Raw genomic sequence first — 21,225 nt, 5'->3', positions numbered from 1 at the left:
GCGATGACCACGATCATCGGGCGAGCAACCGGTGGAGAGGTTGGGCGCCGGCGGTATCGGCGGCGGCGAACTGGGCTTCGAGCTCGTCGCACCCGCGCATCAGCTCCGCCACTCTCGCCACGATCCGCTTCTGCTCGGGCCGGCCTACGCCTTTTTTCCGGCGGGCTTGCGCCGCGGTTTGGGCGTGGCAGTGACCGCCTCGGCAGCAGTTTTCGGCTCAGCGGTTGGCTCGGGAGTGGTGGGGACGGCGGACTTAGGTTCGTAGAACGAAACCGTCGGGATGATTATCGGGCGAAAAGGACCGCGGCCCGTGAGCACACGGACGATCTCGCGGGTCATGCCGTAGAGTACCGAGGCGCCGTGGATGCGAACGATTCGTTCTTCGTCCTCCGGTTTGATGTGGGGCGCGATGCTGAACTGCCCAACCAACGCAACGCGGTAAGAATAAGGGAAGTTGGTTTCCGGGGCTGGCTGGTGCCCCACATCGAGCGCGACCTGCCACCGGCGCCCGCTGCCTTCGGCGACCGTGCTTTTCTGAACCGCGACGTTTATCGCGAATTCGGACGACTCGAACTTGAGCGGCTTTTCGGTAGAGAAAGCCTTATTGGTCGAGAGCGCCAGGTCGGTGGCGAAGTAATCGAGGAGAGTGACAATGCCCTCTTTCATGAGACGGCCACTTGTAGGGGCTCAACGAAGCCGGACGCAGCGGCGTGTTCGGCGCGCGCCCGATAGTAGTCGATGACGACAGGCTCGGCGGCCTGTCCGGCAGCGGCATTGCGGCGGAATTGCTCGGACCAATCCGGCTGCGGAGCACACAAGAGTCCGAGTTGCTGGGGCGTAATCCAGCCGTTGTACACCGCGCGTAGCAGGAGGTTGAGGCTGCGGGAAGGGCGCTGGGTGCCGGTTTCCCAGCGGGTCCAGCTCTTGGCCCCGATCTGGAGCAGGTCACCGATGGCTTTCTGTGTGAGGCCCAGGCGTTCGCGGAGCGTGCGCAGTTGATCGGGCAGCAGCAGGCCCATGTGGCGCGCCTTGGTGGCTTCGATGAGTTCCTCGGCCTCGGCGGTGAGCGTCCACACGCCGATATCTTCGTCCCATTCCATCGGGACATCGATCGGGATTCGTTCAGCCACGCCGGAACCGTCGGCAGTGGGGATGGTGACTTCAAAGGGCCGATGCTTGAGGCCCTTTCTGGAGGAGGTGGCAGCCATGGGGAGGAGAGTTATCCGCAGCGGAGGCGCGGCCGGTCGGGCCGGTGGGCGGAGAAGATGATGACGCTTTTACCGTCGGACTTTTTCAGGAGCAGCTTACCGTAGAGTTTCTCGTCGCGGAACCGGAAGAAGAACTCCCAGGTTTCGCCGGGCGGGTGATCCATCGTGACCGGGCAGCCGTGGGCAGAAGGAGCGAAGAGGAACTGGAGCAACGCCTCGTCCAACTCGTAACGGAAAGCGTCGGGAAACTCGTTTTGCCAACGCTGGCCGCCCTCGGCGGTGAACCGCGCAGCCCTACTGCCCTGCCGAAGCGCGGCGCAGACTTTTTGGCGCCAGGCGGTGGGAATGGGTTGAAGTCCCATAGCGGCAGAGGGTGGCGGGTTTCATGCATGAGAGAAGGTATCAATTGATACCTTCGGTCAAGCACTGTTTTTCTTGAGGGGAAACCGGTCAGCGGTCAGCAGCCGGTGGAGGGGTGTTGTCGAGCAGTTGGCGTAGGGTTTGGCGAGCGTGTTGTCGTGGGACATAGTCGGCGCGCTTGGCTTCGCCGCGCGTGCTCAACTGGCCGCGGACGATTACGCGACCCTTGGTCAGCGAAACCTCCTCGCGGATTTGGTCGATGACGTCCCACTTGCCGCCGCGGGTGAGCGCAGGGGTAATGAACTTGGTGCAGATGTCGCGCTCGCTAAAGCGCTTCTTGTTCTGAATCGGCATCCGAGCGGCTGGAACGCAAAGATGTTACTAGCTGGCGCGCGGTACCGGTGTCAGTCAAATTTCCTGGCGAGTCGGCCAGCGCCTCGCGGTCAACGCGCTCGACTGGAACGCCTGTCGCGGTACGAGCGAGCGTTGCGGCGAAAGCCTCACGGCTCCCGCTACCCGAGCGCGTTGGAGCAGTGCGCTCCGCCGGGACGGAGCGGCGCGGCAGTTGCATTCTGCGCGTGCGCCGGAGCAACTTCTGAGTTTCGTGGGAGCATGTCGTTGTTGCGCTTTCTTCCCGCGTTCCTCCTGGCTGGTGCTGCGGTTTCAATCGACGTCGCCGGCTCCGCCCCAGTCGCTGCAGCGGACGACCCCTACCGGTGGCTCGAGGAGATCGACAGCCCGCAGGCGCTTGAGTGGGTGCGGGACCGAAACGATGCCACCGCGTCGCGGCTGACGGCGCGACCCGACTACGACGCGCTTTATCGCGATGCGCTCGCGGTGCTGAACTCGGCGTCGCGGATTCCGGAGATCTCGGCGCACGGCGGTTTCCTCTATAACCTCTGGCAGGACGAGCAGCATCCGCGCGGGATTTTCCGGCGGACCACCCTTGCCGAGCTGCGAAAGGACGAGCCGCGCTGGGAAACCGTGCTCGACGTCGATGCGCTCGCGAAAAGCGAGGGCAAGCCGTGGGCCATGGGCGAAGTCTTCTGGCGGCGACCGGACGAAAAGCGGTGCCTGATCCAGCTCGCGCCAGCCGGCGGCGATGCCGTCGAGGTGCGGGAGTTCGACCTCGAGCAGTTGAGGTTCGTCGAAAGCGGATTTGTGGTGCCCACCGCGAAGTCGCGGGTCGCGTGGGCGGGCGATGACGCGTTGTTCGTGGCCACGGATTTTGGGCCGGGCTCGCTCACGTCGTCGGGCTATCCGCGGATTCTCAAGCGCTGGCAGCGCGGCACGCCGCTGAGCGCGGCGGAGACGTTGCACGAAGCGCCGGCGGAGTCTGTGTGGGTGCTGGCGCGCCGTTTCGGCTCGGGTGCAAACGCGGTCAACATCGCGGTGGAGGCGGAGACGTTCTGGCGCGCGAAGTTTTTTCTCGTTGAGGAACGCGCCGGGAAGCCGGCGCTGACGCCGCTCGACATTCCCGCGACGTCGAACGTCGTCGATGCGCTGCACGGCCGATTGATTGTTTGGTTGAAGGAGGACTGGACGGCGGGTGGGCAGCGTTTTCGCGCGGGATCGGTCGTGATCGCGGACCCAACGGCGCTGCACGGCGGCCCGGGGAACATCGACCTGCTGGTCGCGCGCGAGAAAGACTTTGAGGTGCAGTCGGTGACGGCCGGTGAGAACGACGTGCTGGTGACCGGACTCGACAACGTGCGCGGCCGGCTGGTCCGGCTTATGGCGCAGGGCGGTTCGTGGACACGGCAACCCATCCCGTTTCCGGATAACGGCGCGCTAAAGGTCGCGAGCGTCGATGAAGGGACGGGCGACGCGTGGGTCGAGTTCGAATCATTCACGCAACCGCCGACGCTGTTTTACGTGCCGGCCGGCGCGACCGCGGCCGAGCAGATCAAGGCGCAGGCGCCGACGTTCGACGGCGCGCAGTTCGCCGTGCAGCAGCTGTGGTGCACGTCGGCGGATGGCACGCGGGTGCCGTATTTCGTGGTCGGTCCGCGCGACCTTCGGTTCGACGGGAGCAATCCGGTGTGGATGTTTTCGTATGGCGGGTTCGAGAACTCGCTGACGCCGTCGTATTCCGGTTCGTATGAAAACCTGAAGGGCGCCTATGGAAAACTGTGGCTGGAGCGCGGCGGCGTGTTCGTGCTGGCGAACATCCGCGGCGGCGCCGAGTTCGGTCCGGAGTGGCACACATCGGTGCTGAAGGAAAATCATTACAAGTGTTTCGAGGACTTCGAAGCCGTGGCGCGCGATCTCGTGACGCGCGCCATCACCGTGCCCGCGCGGCTCGGCATCGAGGGCCGCAGCAACGGCGGATTACTCGTGGCGTCGACGATGCTGCGTCACCCGGAACTCTACGGCGCGGTGGTGTGCGGCAATCCGCTGCTCGACATGCAGCGGTATCACCGGCTGCTCGCCGGCGCGAGTTGGATGGCCGAATACGGGAATCCAGACCTGCCGGAAGAGTGGGCGTTCATTCGGCGATACTCGCCTTATCAAAACGTGCGGCGCGGGATGAAACTGCCGCCGATCCTGTTCTACACGACGACGCGCGACGATCGGGTGCATCCGGGCCACGCGCGCAAGATGGCAGCGCGGATGATCGCGCTCGGCTACGCGGTCGATTACTACGAGAACACGGAAGGCGGGCATCACGGCAGCGTGACGAGCGAGCAGCTTGCCACGCGGGTGGCGCGGACGTTCGCGTTCCTGTGGGAGAAGCTGGCGGCGAAGTAGCTGGGAGCCCAGAACCGAGTGTCTAGAGCTGAGAGCGGAGAGCCGAGATCCCAGAGCTCAAACCGGTTGAGAGTTGAGGGATGAGAGGGGCAGACCGATTTTCGCTCCGGTGGTCTACCACACGGCGAGCTGGCCTACGGCACAGTGCCTATCGTTGGTCGCCGGCTGCGTCCGGTTTCGGCAGATTCGGATAACGCGGCTCGAGCGCACGGGCCTGGTTGAAGGCCGCCTCGGATTCTGCAGTGTGCCCGAGCGCGCGCTGGGCCCAGCCGAGCGCAACGAGGGTGTCGACGTCGTGGCCGATCCAATCGGCCGCGCGCTGCAACAGCGGCACGGCGTCGGCCGGAGCCTGGCGCGCGACCAGCATGGAGCCGGCGTTGCGGGCGAGCACCCAGTCGTCGGGAGCGAGCGTCATCGCACGCTCATATAACTCACGCAGCGCCGGCAACGCTTCGGGCCGAGCGAGCAGTGCGGACGCCTGCTCCGTTCGCTGCTCCCAGGTTTTTAGGCGTAGCGCATGATCGGCCTGGCTGGTGAACGGCGGCGCGCGAAACCGATTGAGCAGCTCGTGCGCGATCATGGCCTGCTCGTGCATCGTGTAGCCGAGCCGGAGCCTCGCCTCGTCGTAGTCGAAAGGTTCCGCGATCGTGCCTGAGATCAGCTGGCGCCGAGCGAGGTCGGCGGACACATGGGTGAAAATCTCGCGGGCGACTTCGTAGGTGCCGCGGAGTGTGAGGTGCACGTGCTCGTAGAGCAGGTCGTCGCCCGTCGCGCCGCCTTCGCTGTGCAGCGCGAGTGCTGCGGCGAGATCGAGCACCTCGACCCCGGGCACGTGTGCACCGCGCAGATCGCGGATGACTTTGTTGAGCGAACCGTCGGTGCGGAAACGCAGCGTGTCGAGGTTCAGCGCGCGTTGCAGCAAGGGCTGCGCTTCCTGGCGGCGACCGGCCAGCAGCAGAAAACGGCCGTAGCGGAAAACCAGTTCGGCGTGCTCGTCGTCGATCGCGAGTGCGGCGCGATACTCGGCTTCCGCATCCGCGGTGCGATGCGTGCGCTCGGCCTCGCGGGCGGCAGCGACATGCGCATCCCAGCGGGCGAGGTCAGCCGCGGTCAGCCCGGACCGGTGGCGCGACAGGAACGGCGCGAAATCGCGTTGGTTCGTGAGCACGGTGCAAAGCAGCGTGCGTGCACCGGCGGCGTGCGCGGATTCGGCGATCGAAATGAGGTTGGCGCGGAAATGCGCGCGGACCGCGTCGAGCCGCGGATCGTCGTTGGCGATCTGTTGGGCCAGGAACATCTGCATGCCGCCCCAGTCCGCCGGCAGCGCGGATTTGCCGGTGAGCCGGCGACCGAGCGCCGATACCAGCTGGCCGGTGCGCGTGCCTTTGAGCCAGATCGCGGCGCGTACGCCGAGTTCGCTGCTCAGGAAAGGCGCGAACACGCCGGAAGGCCCAAACGGACCGATGACCTCGTTGTGGCCTTCGTAGACGATGAAGAGATCCGGCGAGAGCTCCGCACAATCGGCGGCGATGGTGCGCGCCAGATGGGAGTTGATCGCGGTCACGCCGGCGTTGACCACCTCGAAACGCTGGTTCGGGTAGGCCGTGCGTAGCATCGCTTCGAGCATCCGGGCCAGCGAGAACGACGGCTCCGGATCGCCCATCGCCGCCGAGCTGCCGAGCACGAAGATGCGATAGGTGCCCGGTGCTTTGGTGAGCGGCAGCCGGAAGGGAAACGGCCGTCGCACCAGCTCTGGCGAAAAATACGGCGCGGTGCACCAGCGGTTGTCGCGCCAGATGGAATCGCCCGAGGGAAGCAAGGCACGTTCGGCGAAATGCGGCGAGTAGCCGTAGTGGGCGAGCCGCAGCGTCAGCTCGAGCGACCCGAGCAGCAGGACGAGTCCGCCGACGATGAGGATCGCGGCGAAGAGCAACTGACGGCGAAACGACAGGGCGGTCACGGGGCGAACCGGTGAAACGGTGAGGCGGTGAAGCAATGAGACGCTGGAGCGCCGACACGGCGCGGCTAGAACAGCGAGTAGATGAAGGGCGAGATCGTGGAGACCGAGACGATCACCAGTCCGATCAGCAGCAGCAACACGACGATGGGAACGATCCACCAGGCCTTGCGTTCGCGCGCGAACGCGAAGAGCTCGGCGAAGAAGCGGGAAAGGCTGCGAAGCGCACGCATTGGAGGAGAATCAGCCCACGAAACACACGAATGACACGAAAAGGAAAACAACGAAATCAATCGGCCGCGAAGGCGCGGGGCGGCGCTGCGGCTGGCGCGCGAAGGTTAGCGGGCAGGGAGGTTTTATCGACGAGATAGGAGCCGATCGCCAGGCAGTCCATGTCGGTGGCGAGAAAACAGTCGATCGCCTCGCGCGGGTGACATACGGGCGGCTCGCCACGGACGTTGAAGGACGTGTTGACGAGCACTGGGCAGCCGGTGCGCCGCGCAAACGCGCTGAGCACGGCGTGCAGCGCGGCATTTTGTTGGCGATCGACCGTCTGCACGCGCGCGGAGCCATCGACATGCGTCACCGCCGGGATGGCGGAACGGATCGCGCGGAGCCGTTCCTGCCATCCGCCTTCCTGCGAGATGTCACCCATCGAGTGACATTCAGCGGGAAGTTCGGAGGAGCGCGGTGTATCCGGGCTCCGACGCGCGGTAGCGACGGGCGCGGTGAAGAGCATGTAGGGCGAGGCTGCGGCGAGGTCGAACCACTCGGAGGCGTGCTCGGCGAGCACGATCGGCGCGAATGGGCGGAAGGATTCGCGGAACTTGATCTTCAAGTTCAGCCGGCGCTGCATTTCGGGCGAACGCGCATCGGCCAGAATTGAACGTGCACCGAGCGCGCGTGGACCGAACTCGGCGCGACCCTGGAAAAAGCCTACGACGAGTCCGGCATTCAGTCGCTCGGCGATTCGATCGGGTAGGTCCGCTGTCTGCGGCAGCCGGTTGGTGATGCCGCGCTGCGTCAGTGCGAGCGCGATATCGTCGTCGCCGTAAGAGGGGCCGAGAAAAGCGCCATGCATCCGGTCGTGAACGTCGTCGGCGTTGCGCGGAGCCGCCGCCTGCCGGTGATGAAAGGCGAGCGCGGCGCCGAGGGCACCGCCGGCGTCGCCCGCGGCGGGTTGCACCCAAATGCGACGGAATGGGCCTTCGCGCAGCAGCCGTCCATTCGCGACGCAGTTCAGGGCGACACCGCCCGCGAGGCAGAGATTCTCCTCGCCGGTTTCGGCATGCAGCGTGCGCGCGAGTCGGAGCACGATTTCTTCGGTGACCTGCTGGATTGATCGCGCGACGTCGCAATAAAGCGTGGTGAGAGGCGCGTCTGGCGCTCGCGGCGGCGCGTCGAACAGCGCGGCGAACCGGGCGTTCGTCATGGTTTGCCCGTGCAGGTAGCCGAAGTAGTCGAGGTTCAGCCGGAACGAGCCGTCCGGCTTGAGATCGACGAGCCGGTCCAGAATGGCGTTCACGTGTCGCGGCTCGCCGTAGGGCGCGAGCCCCATCAGCTTGTATTCGCCGGAGTTCACGCGGAAACCGCAGTAGTGGGTGAAGGCCGAATAGAGCAGTCCGAGCGAGTGCGGAAACCGGAGTTCGCGCAGCAGCTCGATGCGGTTGCCCGCGCCGCGGCCGAGCGCCGTGGTGGACCACTCACCGACGCCGTCGAGTGTCAGGATCGCGGCGTGCGGAAACGGCGACGGGAAGAAGGCGCTGGCCGCGTGCGACTCGTGGTGCCCCGCGAAAAACACCGGCGCCGGTGCCGCGCCCAAGGCGCGCAGTTCGTCCTCGGTCAACGACGGCATCCAGAGCTTGTGGTGAATCCAATCCGGGATCGCGGCGGCAAACGCACGAAAACCACGCGGGGCAATCGCGAGCGAGGTGGCGAGGATCCGCTCGAATTTGAGCAGCGGCTTTTCGTAATAGACGACCGCGTCGAGCGGGCCGCTGGCTTGCGCGAGGCAGTAGGCCGCGGCCGCGCGTGGGAAGGAGGCGTCGTGCTTGATCCGGCTGAAGCGCTCTTCCTGGACCGCCGCCACGATCTCGCCGTCGTCGAGCAGCACGGCGGCCGAGTCGTGATAGAACGCGCTGAGTCCGAGGATACGCATGAGGGGAGTCCAGAGCGGAGAGCTGAGAGGCTAGAGCGGAGAGGGAAGCGTTGAGAGTTGAGGGTTGAAAGTTGAGAGACCGAACACGGAGCGAGTGTTCTCTCTCTGGACTCTGAGCTCTGGACTCTCGGCTTTCTGTGGCATCTCAGAATTGCCGGTCGAAACGCGCCGGGGTCGGGGGCAACGGCTGCAGATAGGTGGTCGGCGCGGATCCTTGCTGCGAACGCAGACCGAGCGGATCATTGTGCGTCAGCAGCCGCCACACGCGCACCGGCGTGAACAGACCGAAATACACCAGCGCGAGTGAAGTCCACGTCAGCACGACCAGCAGTCCATGGAGGAGCGCGTCGAAACCGCGCTGCACGGGCGCGTAGGCCCGCGGCGAGATCCACGCGACGAGCGCGAGCGTCGCACCGAGCATTAACAGCACGGTGGTGACCACGCCCGGGACGCGCCAGCAGAGCACGGCCAGCCCGACAACGGCGAGCGAGGCCTGCAAGCGAGCGCGATTCGCGGGGGCGAGGGGCATGGAAGCAGCGTGGGAAACCGGCCGGTGTCGCCAATGAAAAACGACGGATGTCGGAGGCGAAAAAGGCCTCGGGGCTAACGGAACCGCCGTAGCCGGCGCGGCTACAGAGAGCGGGTAAGGCGGCTCCGATCTGAACGGCAACCGGCGTGAATCCGGAAACGCGCGACGTTTTCTATTGGCTGATTTCACGGGCGGGACGCCCGTGTCACATGCGCAAAAAAAGGAGGGCGAGTGAAGCTCGCCCTCCGAAGAGACTCAGGTCTTTGCGACCGCCTAGAAGTCGAGCCCGAAGGTCAAACGATAGACGATCGGAGTCGGTACCTTATAGCGGTCGACCGCCAGCTTGTCGGCCGAGCCCGTGGCTTTCCACCCGACGTAGGAGTCGGCGCGCAGGATATTCTGCGCGTTGAACTGAAGCATGACATTCTGGCCCCAAACCTTCCAACGATAGGTCGCGAACAGCTCGGCCCACGTCCGGGAGGGCGAGTAGCGAGCCACGTCGATGAAGTCGCCTGTGCCGGAGTACACTCCGCCGTTGGGCGCCCGCCGCTGATAGTCCTGCAGCGACTTGTCCCACCAGCGCAGACCGCCACCGACGGCCAACCCCTTCAGCTCGCCATCGAGGAACGAGTACTTCGAAATCACGGCGAAGCTGTTCTTGATGGCTTGTGGGTTGGTCTGGCCGATCGTCGCCGGCAGCGCGGACTTGGTGAACTCGTGGTTCACGTTCGAGTAGCTCGTCACGATCTGCCATTGGCGCAAGGGCTGGAATGTCAGGTCCATTTCGAAGCCCTTCGATTCCTGCTCGCCGCCCTGCACGATGTCGCCCAGCGGCCGGACGCCGCCGAACTCGATCTGCCGTTGTTCAGGCGTGAGCGAATCGAACCGTACGGTATTGCGGTTTTCCTTGGTGGGGTCGTTCTGTGTGCCGCCCGTCTGCTGAATGACGAAGTAGCTGATCGTGCCGGAGATCTTGCCGTCGAGGAGGTCTACCTTCACGCCGCCCTCATAACCGAGGCCCACTTGCGGCGAGAACTGATTGCCGAAGCTGTCTTTGGTCGAGTCGGGAAACAGCGACGTGGACCGCACGGCGAAGACCGATATTTCCTTCGTAACCGCGAAGACCGCGCCGAAGAGCGGCGAGTATTTCGAGGCCGTGTAGACGTTGGGCTCGGTATCGACCCCATTGTCCCAAGCGATCGTTTTCAGGTTCGTCTTGTTGACGCCGATGTTCGTCTTCAGGCGATCGTTGAACATCGAGGCCTGCCAATTCACGAAGTAGTAATCGTTCGAGTTGTCCTCGTGGTGGTAGCCGTTGCCACCGGTCAGGTCGGGCTGGAGGTCCGCCGGCGGGAACGGAGGCACGTTGATCGGAACGCCCATCTGGACGGGATAAACCAGCGCGGACGCGAGCGGGTTCAACGGGGCGCTGTGGCGCGAGAGTTCATCTTCCTTCCAGACGTTCGCACCGAACGCGAACGTGTTCTTGATCTGCTCGAAGTTCAGCTTGTAGACGGCGGTCGCACCGTAGGCGTGCATCTGGTTGCCCCAGTCACGGTAGTTGTAGGTGCTGCGGATGGTATTGGTGGCCTGGTCCCAGCCGCTGCTGGCCGATTCCCAAGCATTGGCGCCACCCGAACCTGAAGCGTCCCAGCCATTGCCGGGAATTTCCAGGCGCCGTGAGTACTGCAAGTAGGCTTGGACGGTGACATCCTCGCCAATTTGCTGGGTGACCGTGCCCTTGTAGCGCTTGGTTTCGAGTACGTTGAGGTTGTTGTCGTTGGCCCAGTTCCAATCCCAGTCGATCGAGGGATTGAGGATCTGCAGCGGGATTTGGGCTTGGTTGTTAGCGGCGCCCGCCTCACCGGTCAGGAAATAGCCCAGGCCGTTCGGCTTCGCGCGGTAACCGTCTTCCGCCATGAACTCGAGCTTCGTGGTGGCGGTCGGCTGCCAGGCAACGGCGACGTTCAAGAGCCGGACGTCACCCTGCGAGTGCTCGCGATTGTCCTCCGTCTTCTCGTACGCGCCATTGAAGCGGACGCCGATCTTTTGTCCGGCAATCGTTCCCGTGGCGTTGATATCGGCGGTGGCGCGATAGTCGCCATACATGCCGCCAGTGAGACGGAGGCTCGTGAAGTTCTTCTCCAGCTCGACCGTCTTACTGATGTTCTGCATGATGCCGCCGGGGTAGGCGAGGCCGTAGAGCGCGGCGGCCGGACCCTTCACGACTTCGACGCGGGCAAGGCCTTGGGAATCGACCGGGTCGTATTCACGCACGCCGTCGCGCAGACCCCAGTTCTGCTTGAAACCGCGATAGAGGAACTGCTCGTACGGCTGCTGAATGTGATTGTCCGAGAACACGTCGATACCGCCGGCCACGAGGGAGGCGTTGTACGTTTCGAACTGGACTTGATTTTTGATCAACAGGTCCTCGGCGAGGTCCTTGGTGAAGACCTGGATGTTCAACGGCACGTCCTTGATGGGCGTGTTGGTGCGGGTACCTGCGATGGAGTTGGTGGCCCGGTAACCCACGTCGCGGTCCGTCGAGACCGTGAAGGCATCAAGCTTCACGACTTCGTCGTCATCCGCAGCGGGAGTGGCCGTGGCAGGGGCGGTGGTTTGTGCTTGCACCGCGACGCTGCAGAGCGCCGCGAGCGCGAGCAAAAAGCCAGTCCGGAATGGACCGGCGTGACTTGCTGTTTGGTTGGGTGGTGGTCGATCGTTCATTTGGCTTCTGTTTGCGACATGCGCCGACCTGATGGCCGGCGGGGGTAGGCAAAACGGACAGGTAAACGGTGAGTGGTGGGTAGGCCGGGGTGGACGGCCGACAAATCGGGGTAACTGCCGGGCACTCAGCGGCAGCGGCCCGTAGGGTGCAAAAAGTTCGCGACTCTAACACTATAGTCTGACCCCGCGGACGGTAGTTCGTCCGGTGATGGATTCAGGCTCTCGAGCCGGAGGTTACTGCGGCTCGCGTCCGTTGCGTCCCGGACGAGTTGGCGCCGTGACGCCGTCCTGCCAGTAGCCGGGAATGTAGGTGATGGTCTGCGCCTCGGGCACGCCGCGTTGGTAAGCGTCGGTCATGATCGCGAGCTGCTCCATGGCGCGCTGGCCGACCAACCCGTGATTCTGCACCACCCCCGCGATATGCGGCATGCTGGGCGGCACATCCAACGACGCGAACGCCACGTCCTCCGGCAGCCGGATGCCCGCGGTGGCAAACGTGTCGAAGAGCTCGTTCCAGTTCGAGATGATCACGTCCACCTTGTTGGCGCGCATCCATTCCGGAATCAGCCGCGGCAGCGTGGGGACCTCGGCGAGGCTGAAGATCAGCGGCGGCACGCATTCCTCCTGCGGCAGCGAATCCTGTTCGATCAACACGCCCATGCCGAAGGACTCGCCGAGCCGAGTCTGATCCTCACGCGCCGTGGCCAGCCCGATGCGCCGGTACCCGAGCTTGCGTAGCTGCCGCATCGCCAGTCGCGCGACTTGCAGCTGGTCGTTGGAAACGGCGTCCAGATTCGGCGTGAGGTGGAGGCACTCGACCTTGACGGCGCAGAACTGCGCCCAGTCGAGGTCGAGTTGTTCGATGTCGATCTCGAAGGTCGAGAGCAGCACGCCGGTGATGCCGCGCGCGTTGAGGATCGTGTTGAGCCGGGCGGGCGCGAGGTGCCCGTGTCCGACCACGAGAATATCGAGCGCGTGGCCGCGCGCTTCCGCAGCGGCTTTCGCGCCGGCGTAGACGAGCGGCTGGTAGTGATTGCCGCCGAACAACCGCGTCGTGCCGGCGTGCACCACGAACGCCGAGCTGACCGAGCGGGTTTGCTGCGTCTGTCGGGCGCGGTGAAAATTCAACGCATCGAGCAACGGGTCGCGGCGGTAGCCCAGCTCGCGCGCGACGCTCCGGATCCGCGTGCGCGTCACCGGCGGGATGCTCGGATGATCGCGCAGCGCCAGTGACACCGTGGTGACGTGCACCCCCGCCTTGGCCGCGATGTCGGCCAGGGTGTAGTAGCGCTTCGCCGGCAGAGCGCCGTCAATTGCGCCGGGGAGCACTGTCGCCGTCTTGCCAGACACTTTGGACATAAATCGAGGAAGGAAATTCGGGCAGTCCGCGTTCGCTCGTCTTGAGTTGCGCCACCACGATCGAGACCGCGCGCTCGCCGACGAGATTGAGATACGGCCGGACGCCGGCCATCGCCGCGGAGAGCGGATCGCAGATGCACAGGCTGGCGCAGGCGACATCGTCGGGCACGCGCAGCCCCTCGCGCTCAAGCATGGTCCGGATCGTCGCCCAATTGCACAGCACCGCGTCGAGCCGGTGGCGTCGCACCCAGCGCGCGATCATGCCGCCGAGCGCCGATTCGCTGAGGTTGTAGGGAAACAGCAGCGGCGGCACGCGCCGCTCGAGCGGCAGCGACGCCTCTTCCATCAGATAGCCGGCGGTATGCCGGTGGCCACACGCATCCTCGTCGGAGCGGCCGACCGCGAGCCCGATGCGCTCGTAGCCGAGTGCGGCGAGCCGGCGAAACGCCAGCCGCACCTCGCGGAGCTGGTCGTTGCCGACGACCGTGGCCGCCGGCTCGGTGTGCCGCGAGTGAATCTTGCACACGGCATAATCGTCCCAGTTCAACGCGATCTCCGCGAATCCGGGGATGAACGAGCCCATCACGATCCCGGTGATTTGGTGCTCGCGCAGATAACCGGTGAGGCTGCGCGAGTCGTGGTCGTCCTCGCCGACGGCGAGCGGATCGATTTGGTAACCGAGCAGCTCGGCCTGCCGGCAGGCGCCGTCGAGGATGGCCTGGAGGTGCGGCGAGCGCTGGTTGCCTGAGCCGAGTCCGAAGTTTTCCAAGTAGGCGATCCGCGGTGCGGGCGCGCACACGGTGCCTTGCTGCCGGAACCGGCTGAGCGCGTGATACACCGGGTTGCGCTCGTAGCCGATCCGGTCGGCGATTTCCTGGATCCGCTTCCGCGTCGCCTCCGGGATGCTCGGGTGCTGGCGCAGCGCGAGCGAGATCGTCGTGATGTGATAACCCGCTTCGCGCGCCACGTCCTTCAGCGTCGGCCGGCGGGAACTGGCGGAATCGTTGGGCGACGTGAGGCTCATGGCGGCGGCTCTCCGAAACGGCGCTGATAGTCGCGCCGGATGTCGGCGAGGAGACCGGCGGGCGGATCGCTCGCCACGGCCTGCTGCAGCCACTCGCGCGTGCGTGGATCGCCCGTCTCGATGCCGTGGCGAATCAGCACCAGCAGCAGCGGCGCGGGCTTGTGGGAAAACTTCGTGATCGCGTCCTGCAGCAGCGCGACGCCGTCGTCGCCGCGTCCGGCGCGAAAGTAAACATTCGCCAGCTCGATCGCCGCGGCGATCTGGTCGGGGCTGGTGCGCCAGGTGAACTCGAGGTGTTGGGCGGCTTCCTCGAGCCGGCCCGCGGCGGCTGCGGCCATGCCGGCCTCGAAGTGCATCGCGGGGCTTTCAGGATTCGCCGCAAGGCCCGCCGCAACCACGCGCTGCAGCGCCGCGGTGTCGTTCAACTGATGGAGGATTCCGATCAGGTCGAGTTGGATGGAGTCATTGGTCGGCGCGAGCGCGACGCCTTCCTCGAGATGGCGGCGGGCTCCGGCCAGATCGCCGCGTGCGCTGAGCATTTTGGCCATCTGCCGGTGCAGCCGGGCATCGCCGGGCGCGAGCGTGAGCGCCCGTTCGAGCAGCGCGAATGCCCGCTCGGCACGTTCCTCGACCCACGCGGTCGAGGCCGCGGTGAGGAGCACGTAAGGATCGTGGCATTGCAGCATCAGTTCTTCCATCCACGGGTCTGTCGGCTCGGTGTAGTGCCCGCTGCGCTGCACGCGACTGCGGGCCGTAGCCGCGGCTTCCGTGTTGCCGAGCCGGTCGAACACGACGGCGAGCAGGCTCTGTGCGCCGGCGAAATCCGTCACGCCCGCCACCGCGCGTTGCAGGTGCGCGCGCGCGGCGGTAAGCCGTTCGGACAGCAGGTCGCAACGCGCGAGGCCGATCAGCGCGTAGCGGCTGTCCGGTTCGCGGCGCAGCACCTCGTCGTAGGCGGCGCTGGCTTCCGGAACGGCGTTCGACTTCAGATACGCGTCGCCGAGCTTGAGCCACGCGACGATGTAATCGGGGGCGAGCTGCGTGGTTTTCTGCAGCAGCGGGATGGCCTGATCGAGCTGGCCGTAGCCGGCGACGATTACCGCGAGCCGGTGCGGCCAGCGGGCTTCGGTCGGCTGCAACTGCATCAACACGTCGTAGGCGGCCGCGGCGGATTCAAGCTGGCCGTTCGCGTGGCAGAGGTTGGCGAATTCGGCGAGTGCGGCCTGATCGGGCGGCCATGCCTGAATCTTCGCGGCGCAGGCCGCGACCTGCGCGTCAAACCCAGGCGCGGTGGTGCCCAGCGTGGCGGGCGCGGGCGGACGGAGTTTTGCCCAACGGCGGGCGGCGGAGTAGCGCTGCCAGCCGAAGGTGCCCGCGACGCCGGCACAAAGTACGGCAAGCACGAGCAGCAGGCGTGGCAGCAGCCGTTTCATGGGGCAGGACGGAGGTGGTGGTCAGGACGTCCGCGTGGTGGCGCGGTGGGTAAGGTGTGGCAGCATCACGTCCGGTCCCCGGATCGGCTCAAGCGGGCGCGAGCTCTAACGTTTAGTGTGTGTACGGGAACCTTCGGCTGGCCAAGCGGGATCTGTGATCCACAAATTCTGCTTCTCTTCGCGACTGCATGAGTGTCCTCTGGCGCGCCCCCGCATGTTAGCCCGCATGTTTTTCTGTCCTCGCCCGCCACGGCGTGCGCCCTCGCCCCGGCTTGCACGCCGCCATGAGCATTGCGGCAGTGCCTCGCTGCGAACGAGTTGGAGCATGTTCATCTCGTTCGGTCGAGTCGCACGTTGCGTGGTTGCAGGCGTGGGCTTGCTGGCCGCGACCTTCGCGCGGGCGGCGGAGGCGATCGAATCGCAGCCGCTGGCGGCACGTTCCGGACCACGCGGGGCGACGATGTTCGCTACGCTCCCGGCGGAGCAAACGGGTGTGGTCGCGATCAACGCCTATAACGATCCCACGATGTGGTGGGAGCACTACAACGAGTATTCGCTCGGGGCGATCGGCAACGGACTCGCCATCGGCGATTATGACAATGACGGTCGGCCCGATCTTTTCGCGGTCTGCAAAACCGGCCCGAACCGGCTCTTTCGCAACCTCGGCGGCTGGCGGTTCGAAGACGTGACGGACAAGGCCGGCGGGCTCGGCGGGTCGATCGCGAGCGGCGTCTGGAACAATGGCGCGGCGTTTGCCGACGTGAACAACGACGGCTGGCTCGACCTCTACGTCTGCCGCACGCGCGGCGCGAATCTACTCTACATCAACCAGCGCGACGGCACGTTTCGCGAAGAAGCGGCGGCCCGCGGGCTTGCGTTGAACGACGCCAGCGGCATGGCGGCGTTCTGCGACTACGATCGCGACGGCTGGCTCGACGTCTACGTGCAGACGAACCTGCTCGATGGCGAACGCCGGCCGAACGGCCAGCCCGATCATCTCTACCACAACAACGGCAACGGCACGTTCACCGACGTGAGCGAACGCGCCGGGATCGGCGGCGACACGCAAGGGCACGCGGCGACGTGGTGGGATTTCGACGAGGACGGCTGGCCCGACATCTACATCGACAACGATTTCATCGATCCGGACGTACTCTATCACAACCAACACGACGGGACTTTCCGCAACGTCCTGAGCCTGGTCGTGCCGCACACGCCCAACTCCTCGATGGGCGCGGATCTCGCGGATGTGAACAACGATGGTCACCTCGACCTGCTCGTCCTGGATATGGATCCGACCACGCGCTACAAGGACCACCGCGGGATGGCCAAGCTGCGCGCGCAGCTGCTCGATGACGAGCAGCGGCCCGAGGCGGCGGTGCAGATCATGCGGAACGCCCTCTACCTCAACACCGGTGCCGGCGTGATGTTGGAGGCGGCGCAGCTGGCCGGGCTCGCCTCGACGGATTGGACCTGGTCGGTGCGGTTCGAGGACTACGATAACGACGGCTGGGTCGACGTGCATTTCACCAACGGGATCATGCGCGAGCTGCACGGCATCGACATCCTGCAGCAGATGGCGACGAAGGAGCGGATCGCGGACCGGATCAAGATCATGAAGTCCAGTCCGGTGCTGAATGAGAATAACCTCGCGTTTCGAAATCGCGGCGAGCTGCGGTTCGAGAACGTGAGCCAGAGCTGGGGGCTCGATCACCTCGGCGTGAGCTTCGGCGCCGCGACCGGCGATCTGGACGGCGATGGCGATCTCGATCTCGCGTTCGTGAACATGGATGGAAACGTCACGCTGTGTCGCAACGACACCGACAGCGGACATGCGGTGACTCTGGCGCTCCGTGGCACGACCTCGAATCGCTACGGCGTCGGTGCGATCGTGCGGATCGAGACAGACGCTGGCGAACAAGCGCGGTCGCTTACCCTGGCGCGCGGCTATGATTCGACGAGCGAGCCGATCGTGCATTTCGGTCTCGGCGAACAGACGCAGATCAAGCGGCTCACGATCGAATGGCCGAGCGGCCGGCACCAGGCGTTCACCGATCTCGTGGCCGACCGGCGCTACACGATCACTGAATCGGCGGAGGCTCCCGTGGCGCCGCCGCCGACGTTGCCCACGCCGCAGTTCGTGCCCGCGACCGATGCGGCGCGGCTCAACGTGCCGAATCGCGACACGCCGTGGAGCCAGGTAAAGGAGCAACCGCTGATCTCGTTCCGGCTGAACCGTCCGGGACCGCCGGCGTTGTTCGCGAATCTCGATTCCGATCGCGAGGACGATCTGGTGCTGGGCGGCGTCACGGGCGAACCCGGTCAATTTTTCTCGAACATGGGCGGCGGCCAGTTCCTCGGTTACGGCCGCAGCGATTTCAGCGAACTTGCCGCGGTCGCAGACGGACCGATGGTGGCGCTCGACGTGGACGCCGACGGCGATCTCGACCTGCTGCTGACCAAGGCGGGCATTGCCGCGCCCGCGGACGACCCGGTTTACCGGCCGCGGTTGCTGCTGAACGACGGCTCGGGCCGATTCTCAGGCGCGCCGGCGGACATCGTCGCCGCTCCACCGATGAGTGTAGGCGCGGCAGCGGCGGCGGATTTTGAACACAGCGGGCGGCTCGGCGTTTTCCTCGGCGGACGCGTGGTGCCGGGCAGCTATGCCAAGCCGGCCCCGAGCGTGCTGCTCGCGTCACGCGATGGCCGGCTCGTGGACGTGACCGCGGAGGCGGCGCCGATGCTTGCGAACCGCGGCATGGTGACCGGCGCGTTGTGGAGCGACGTTGATGCGGACGGCTGGATCGACCTGCTCGTCGCCTACGATTGGGGCCACGTCGCGTGCTACCGGAATATCGAAGGAAAAACGTTCGAGGACGCGACCGAGCGGCTGGGTTTTGCGGCGGCGGGCACGGGCTGGTGGCGCTCGCTGTCGGCGGCGGATTTCAACGGCGATGGACGGCCGGACTACGTCGCCGGCAACGTGGGACTGAACACGCCGTTCCGCGCGTCGTCGGCGGAACCCGCGCTGCTCTACGTCGGCGTGAGCGTCGATGGCTCGGCGCCGCAGTTGATCGAGGCGCACGCGGAGAATGGCGTGTGGTATCCGCGGCGCACGCGGCTGGAGATGCTGAAGCTGTTCCCCTCGCTGGCGAAACGGTTCCGCGACGCGGAGTCGTATGCGCGCGCCCCGCTCGAGGATGTGTTCCCGGCCGCGTCGCTTGCGGCGGCGACGAAATTCGCGGTGACGAAACTGCAGAGCGGCGTGTTCCTGTCACAGCTGGACGGGACGTTCCGGTTCGCACCGCTGCCGCGGTTGGCGCAGATCGCGCCGGTGTTCGGCACGGCGGCGGGCGATTTCGACGGTGACGGTCGCGCGGACATCCTCCTCGTGGGCAACTCCTACGCGGCGGTGCCGTTTCTCGGGCGGATGGATGGTGGCGTGGGCTGGCTGCTGCGCGGCGATGGCCGCGGCGGATTCATGCCCATCTCGGCAGGGGAGAGCGGCGTGATCGTGCGCCGCGACGCGAAGTCCCTCCTCGTCGCCGATCTCAATCAGGACGGGTGGCCGGACTTTTTCGCCACGCGCAACAACGACCGGCCGCTGGCCTATCTCAACCGCGCGCTGCCCGGCCGCCGGAGTTTCGGTGTGGCGCTGCAAGCTGCGCGGGGCAATCCGGCGGCGATCGGCGCGCGACTCACGCTGACGCTGGCCGACGGCTCGCACCAGACGGCGGAGATCGCCGCCGGTTCGGGCTACTTCGCGCAGTCGAGCGCGACCGTGTTCTTCGGCTATCTCGATTCTGCTCTGCCGACCGAATTGAAAATTCGCTGGCCGGATGGACGCGAATCGGTCCAAACCTTCTCCACTCCTCCGGCGAAAATCATCCGGTTCTCCGCTCCGTGAAAACATCCTCTGCGCCCGTCTCCTCCGCGCCGCCATGGCGCGGCCTCGCCCTCGTGCTGCTTGGCGTGAACGTGCTGCTGCTCACGCTCGTGCTGGTGATGATGGCGCGGCGAAACCGCGCGCCCGAGTCCGCCGCCCTGGAACTGAGCAGCACCGTGGCGCCGAAGTCGACGCCGACGCCGGCAGCGGCCACGCCCGCCACGGTGGTCGCACGAGGTCCGTATGCGGCGTTGGGCTCCTACATGGCGGAGAACAACCGAATTCCGGATCTCGGCTGGACGGAGCAGCAGTTCACCGAGTTCTTGGCGGGCTTTCGCTCGAGCTACGAAGGCCGCGGCGTGCCGCTCGATGACGACGCGAAGCAACTCCGCGACGAAATCAGCCAGCGCGTGCAGAAGATGCTCGCGGTCGAGCAGCCGGATCCGGCCGAGGAGTATTTTCGGATCCTGCGCGAAAAAGAAGGCGTACAGCAGACGGCGAGCGGGCTGCACTATCGCGTGACTGAGGAAGGCTATGGTGGGCCGCACCCAACGGCGGCGGACACCGTCGTGATTAGTTTTGCGGGCCGGCTGCCGGACGGCACTGAGCTGCGGAATTTTAGCCGAGCGCGGGTGCGGATGGCGGTGAAGGATCTGTTGCCGGGCTTGGCCGAGGGCGTGCAGCTGTTGAGCGTGGGCGGCAAGGCGCTCGTGTATGTGCCGCCGACGCTGGCCTTCCCGGCGCAGCAATGGCCGGCCGACATTCCGCGCGGCGTGCCGCTCGCATTTTTCGTCGAGCTGCACGAGATCGCGCCGAAAGCGAAGTAGGCCGGCGTGGGAGCACGGCCGCCCTGGGCCGCCAGCGCGGAGTGAACCACGAAACACACGAACGACACGAAAGGGGATTCCTTTCACCGTGGATCACACGCATCCGCCATGGTTGATTGAAGCGGCCAGCTCCGACGCCAAACAACCCGGCCTCGACACGCTACCCTTTTCCTGCAGCTTCGCTGATAGATCTTTATGCGTCGTCGAGTGTTTTTGTGCTGTGTAACCACCTTGTTGGCGGGGTGTGTTGGCGTGGCCAAGTTTCCTACGATTGAGCCGATAAGCTTTCGACCGAGTGGAGTGATGCCGCAGAGTGCGGTGGAAGTTCATACGCTGCATCCGACATTCTCGTGGAAGCCTGCGGCCGGTGTAGCAGCCTACGATTTCGCGATTTGGTTTGTCGGGCCCGACGGTGCGCCCGGCGAGAGCCAATACTACACAGAGAATATCGAAGGCACCGAACATACTCCGCCAGGCGGGCTGCTTCCGGGCGAGTATTTTTGGTCCGTCAAGCCGCACGGCTCGACTGTCTGGGCGACTGCCAGTTTTACGCAGGTGAATCCTCTCTGGGTGTCTTGGGGCCGGGGACTGCCGTTTCGTATTAAGATTAGTGCGAAATAGGCCGGACTCGGCAGCCTCCTGCTTCCTCGTATCGAGAAGCAGACGGCGGGGGAGCACCCTAACGATAGAGTGTGGGCCGAGATTCCGCCGCGCGAGGCACTCAGGCACGGTGGACCGTTTTCCGGCGCCATGACTTCTGTTCCCACGCACTCCCATTCTGCTGCGCTAGAGTTGGAGCGAATCCGCGGTAGATTTGAACCACGCGGCGTGACTATGGCAGACGGCGCGAAGAATCACTTTCCCGTCAGGTTCGTGAACCTCGGCAATGTCTAGGGGTAGGCCAACCGAATGTGCGTGGGCCTGGCGGGGCCAATTTCATCCAGCGCGGCGACCAAGGTGGCACGGGCGTCTCGCCCGTGAAAAAGCCTCAGTGCTGTGGACGCGA

At 65.4% G+C, this 21,225-nt stretch carries 14 protein-coding genes and 1 pseudogene; 3 read left to right on the top strand and 12 right to left on the bottom strand.

What is annotated here, in order from left to right; all coding sequences use genetic code 11:
• Positions 1-144: 144 nt before the first annotated feature.
• The 4 genes and pseudogenes from OTER_RS02660 to OTER_RS02645 form a co-directional block, all read right to left on the bottom strand.
• Entirely contained in the window at positions 145-666 is a 522-nt protein-coding gene (locus OTER_RS02660; protein ID WP_012373359.1) for a protein-export chaperone SecB, read from the bottom strand.
• Positions 663-1,208, bottom strand: coding sequence for a helix-turn-helix domain-containing protein (locus OTER_RS02655; protein ID WP_012373358.1), 546 nt, complete (start codon positions 1,206-1,208; stop codon positions 663-665). Before OTER_RS02655 ends, OTER_RS02660 begins: the two co-directional genes overlap by 4 nt.
• 11 nt (positions 1,209-1,219) lie before the next feature.
• Positions 1,220-1,570, bottom strand: coding sequence for a hypothetical protein (locus OTER_RS02650; protein WP_012373357.1), 351 nt, complete (start codon positions 1,568-1,570; stop codon positions 1,220-1,222).
• Positions 1,571-1,730: 160 nt separating this feature from the next.
• A pseudogene (locus tag OTER_RS02645) lies at positions 1,731-1,922 on the bottom strand (hypothetical protein); the annotation flags it as partial.
• 258 nt (positions 1,923-2,180) lie between these two features.
• Here OTER_RS02645 and OTER_RS02640 point away from each other — a divergent pair.
• Positions 2,181-4,319 (top strand): prolyl oligopeptidase family serine peptidase, encoded by a 2,139-nt coding sequence (locus OTER_RS02640; RefSeq protein ID WP_012373355.1) that lies wholly within the window; start codon positions 2,181-2,183, stop codon positions 4,317-4,319.
• 148 nt (positions 4,320-4,467) lie between these two features.
• On the opposite strand, the gene OTER_RS02635 is transcribed toward OTER_RS02640, so the two are convergent.
• The 8 genes from OTER_RS02635 to OTER_RS02605 form a co-directional block, all read right to left on the bottom strand.
• On the bottom strand, positions 4,468-6,279 hold the full coding sequence (locus OTER_RS02635; RefSeq protein ID WP_012373354.1) for a tetratricopeptide repeat protein: 1,812 nt from the start codon (positions 6,277-6,279) through the stop codon (positions 4,468-4,470).
• Between the two features lie 65 nt (positions 6,280-6,344).
• Positions 6,345-6,509 (bottom strand): DUF5989 family protein, encoded by a 165-nt coding sequence (locus OTER_RS26390; RefSeq protein WP_012373353.1) that lies wholly within the window; start codon positions 6,507-6,509, stop codon positions 6,345-6,347.
• Between the two features lie 56 nt (positions 6,510-6,565).
• Positions 6,566-8,434, bottom strand: a complete 1,869-nt coding sequence (locus OTER_RS02630; RefSeq protein ID WP_012373352.1) for a carbamoyltransferase family protein — start codon at positions 8,432-8,434, stop codon at positions 6,566-6,568.
• Between the two features lie 145 nt (positions 8,435-8,579).
• The gene (locus OTER_RS02625) at positions 8,580-8,963 is read right to left on the bottom strand and encodes a hypothetical protein (RefSeq protein ID WP_012373351.1); all 384 of its coding nucleotides are present in this window, start codon (positions 8,961-8,963) and stop codon (positions 8,580-8,582) included.
• Positions 8,964-9,236: 273 nt separating this feature from the next.
• Entirely contained in the window at positions 9,237-11,627 is a 2,391-nt protein-coding gene (locus tag OTER_RS02620) for a TonB-dependent siderophore receptor (protein WP_044891501.1), read from the bottom strand.
• 297 nt (positions 11,628-11,924) lie between these two features.
• Positions 11,925-13,049, bottom strand: coding sequence for a LacI family DNA-binding transcriptional regulator (locus OTER_RS02615; RefSeq protein ID WP_158305340.1), 1,125 nt, complete (start codon positions 13,047-13,049; stop codon positions 11,925-11,927).
• Complete coding sequence (locus OTER_RS02610) at positions 13,000-14,073, bottom strand: LacI family DNA-binding transcriptional regulator (protein WP_012373348.1); 1,074 nt, start codon at positions 14,071-14,073, stop codon at positions 13,000-13,002. The genes OTER_RS02615 and OTER_RS02610 overlap by 50 nt, the downstream gene beginning before the upstream one ends.
• On the bottom strand, positions 14,070-15,506 hold the full coding sequence (locus tag OTER_RS02605; protein WP_012373347.1) for a tetratricopeptide repeat protein: 1,437 nt from the start codon (positions 15,504-15,506) through the stop codon (positions 14,070-14,072). The genes OTER_RS02610 and OTER_RS02605 overlap by 4 nt, the downstream gene beginning before the upstream one ends.
• A gap of 325 nt (positions 15,507-15,831) precedes the next feature.
• Here OTER_RS02605 and OTER_RS02600 point away from each other — a divergent pair, with 325 nt between their 5' ends.
• Entirely contained in the window at positions 15,832-19,413 is a 3,582-nt protein-coding gene (locus OTER_RS02600; protein WP_012373346.1) for a CRTAC1 family protein, read from the top strand.
• Positions 19,410-20,219 carry an FKBP-type peptidyl-prolyl cis-trans isomerase gene (locus OTER_RS23545; RefSeq protein ID WP_012373345.1) on the top strand — a complete coding sequence of 270 codons (810 nt, stop codon included), beginning with the start codon at positions 19,410-19,412 and terminating at the stop codon, positions 20,217-20,219. The genes OTER_RS02600 and OTER_RS23545 overlap by 4 nt, the downstream gene beginning before the upstream one ends.
• Positions 20,220-21,225: the final 1,006 nt, after the last annotated feature.

The sequence above is a fragment of the Opitutus terrae PB90-1 genome, assembly GCF_000019965.1.
In the GTDB taxonomy this organism is placed as follows: Bacteria; Verrucomicrobiota; Verrucomicrobiia; order Opitutales; family Opitutaceae; genus Opitutus; species Opitutus terrae.
Note: the sequence above shows the minus strand (reverse complement) of the source record. Positions and strands in the feature narration are given on the sequence as shown.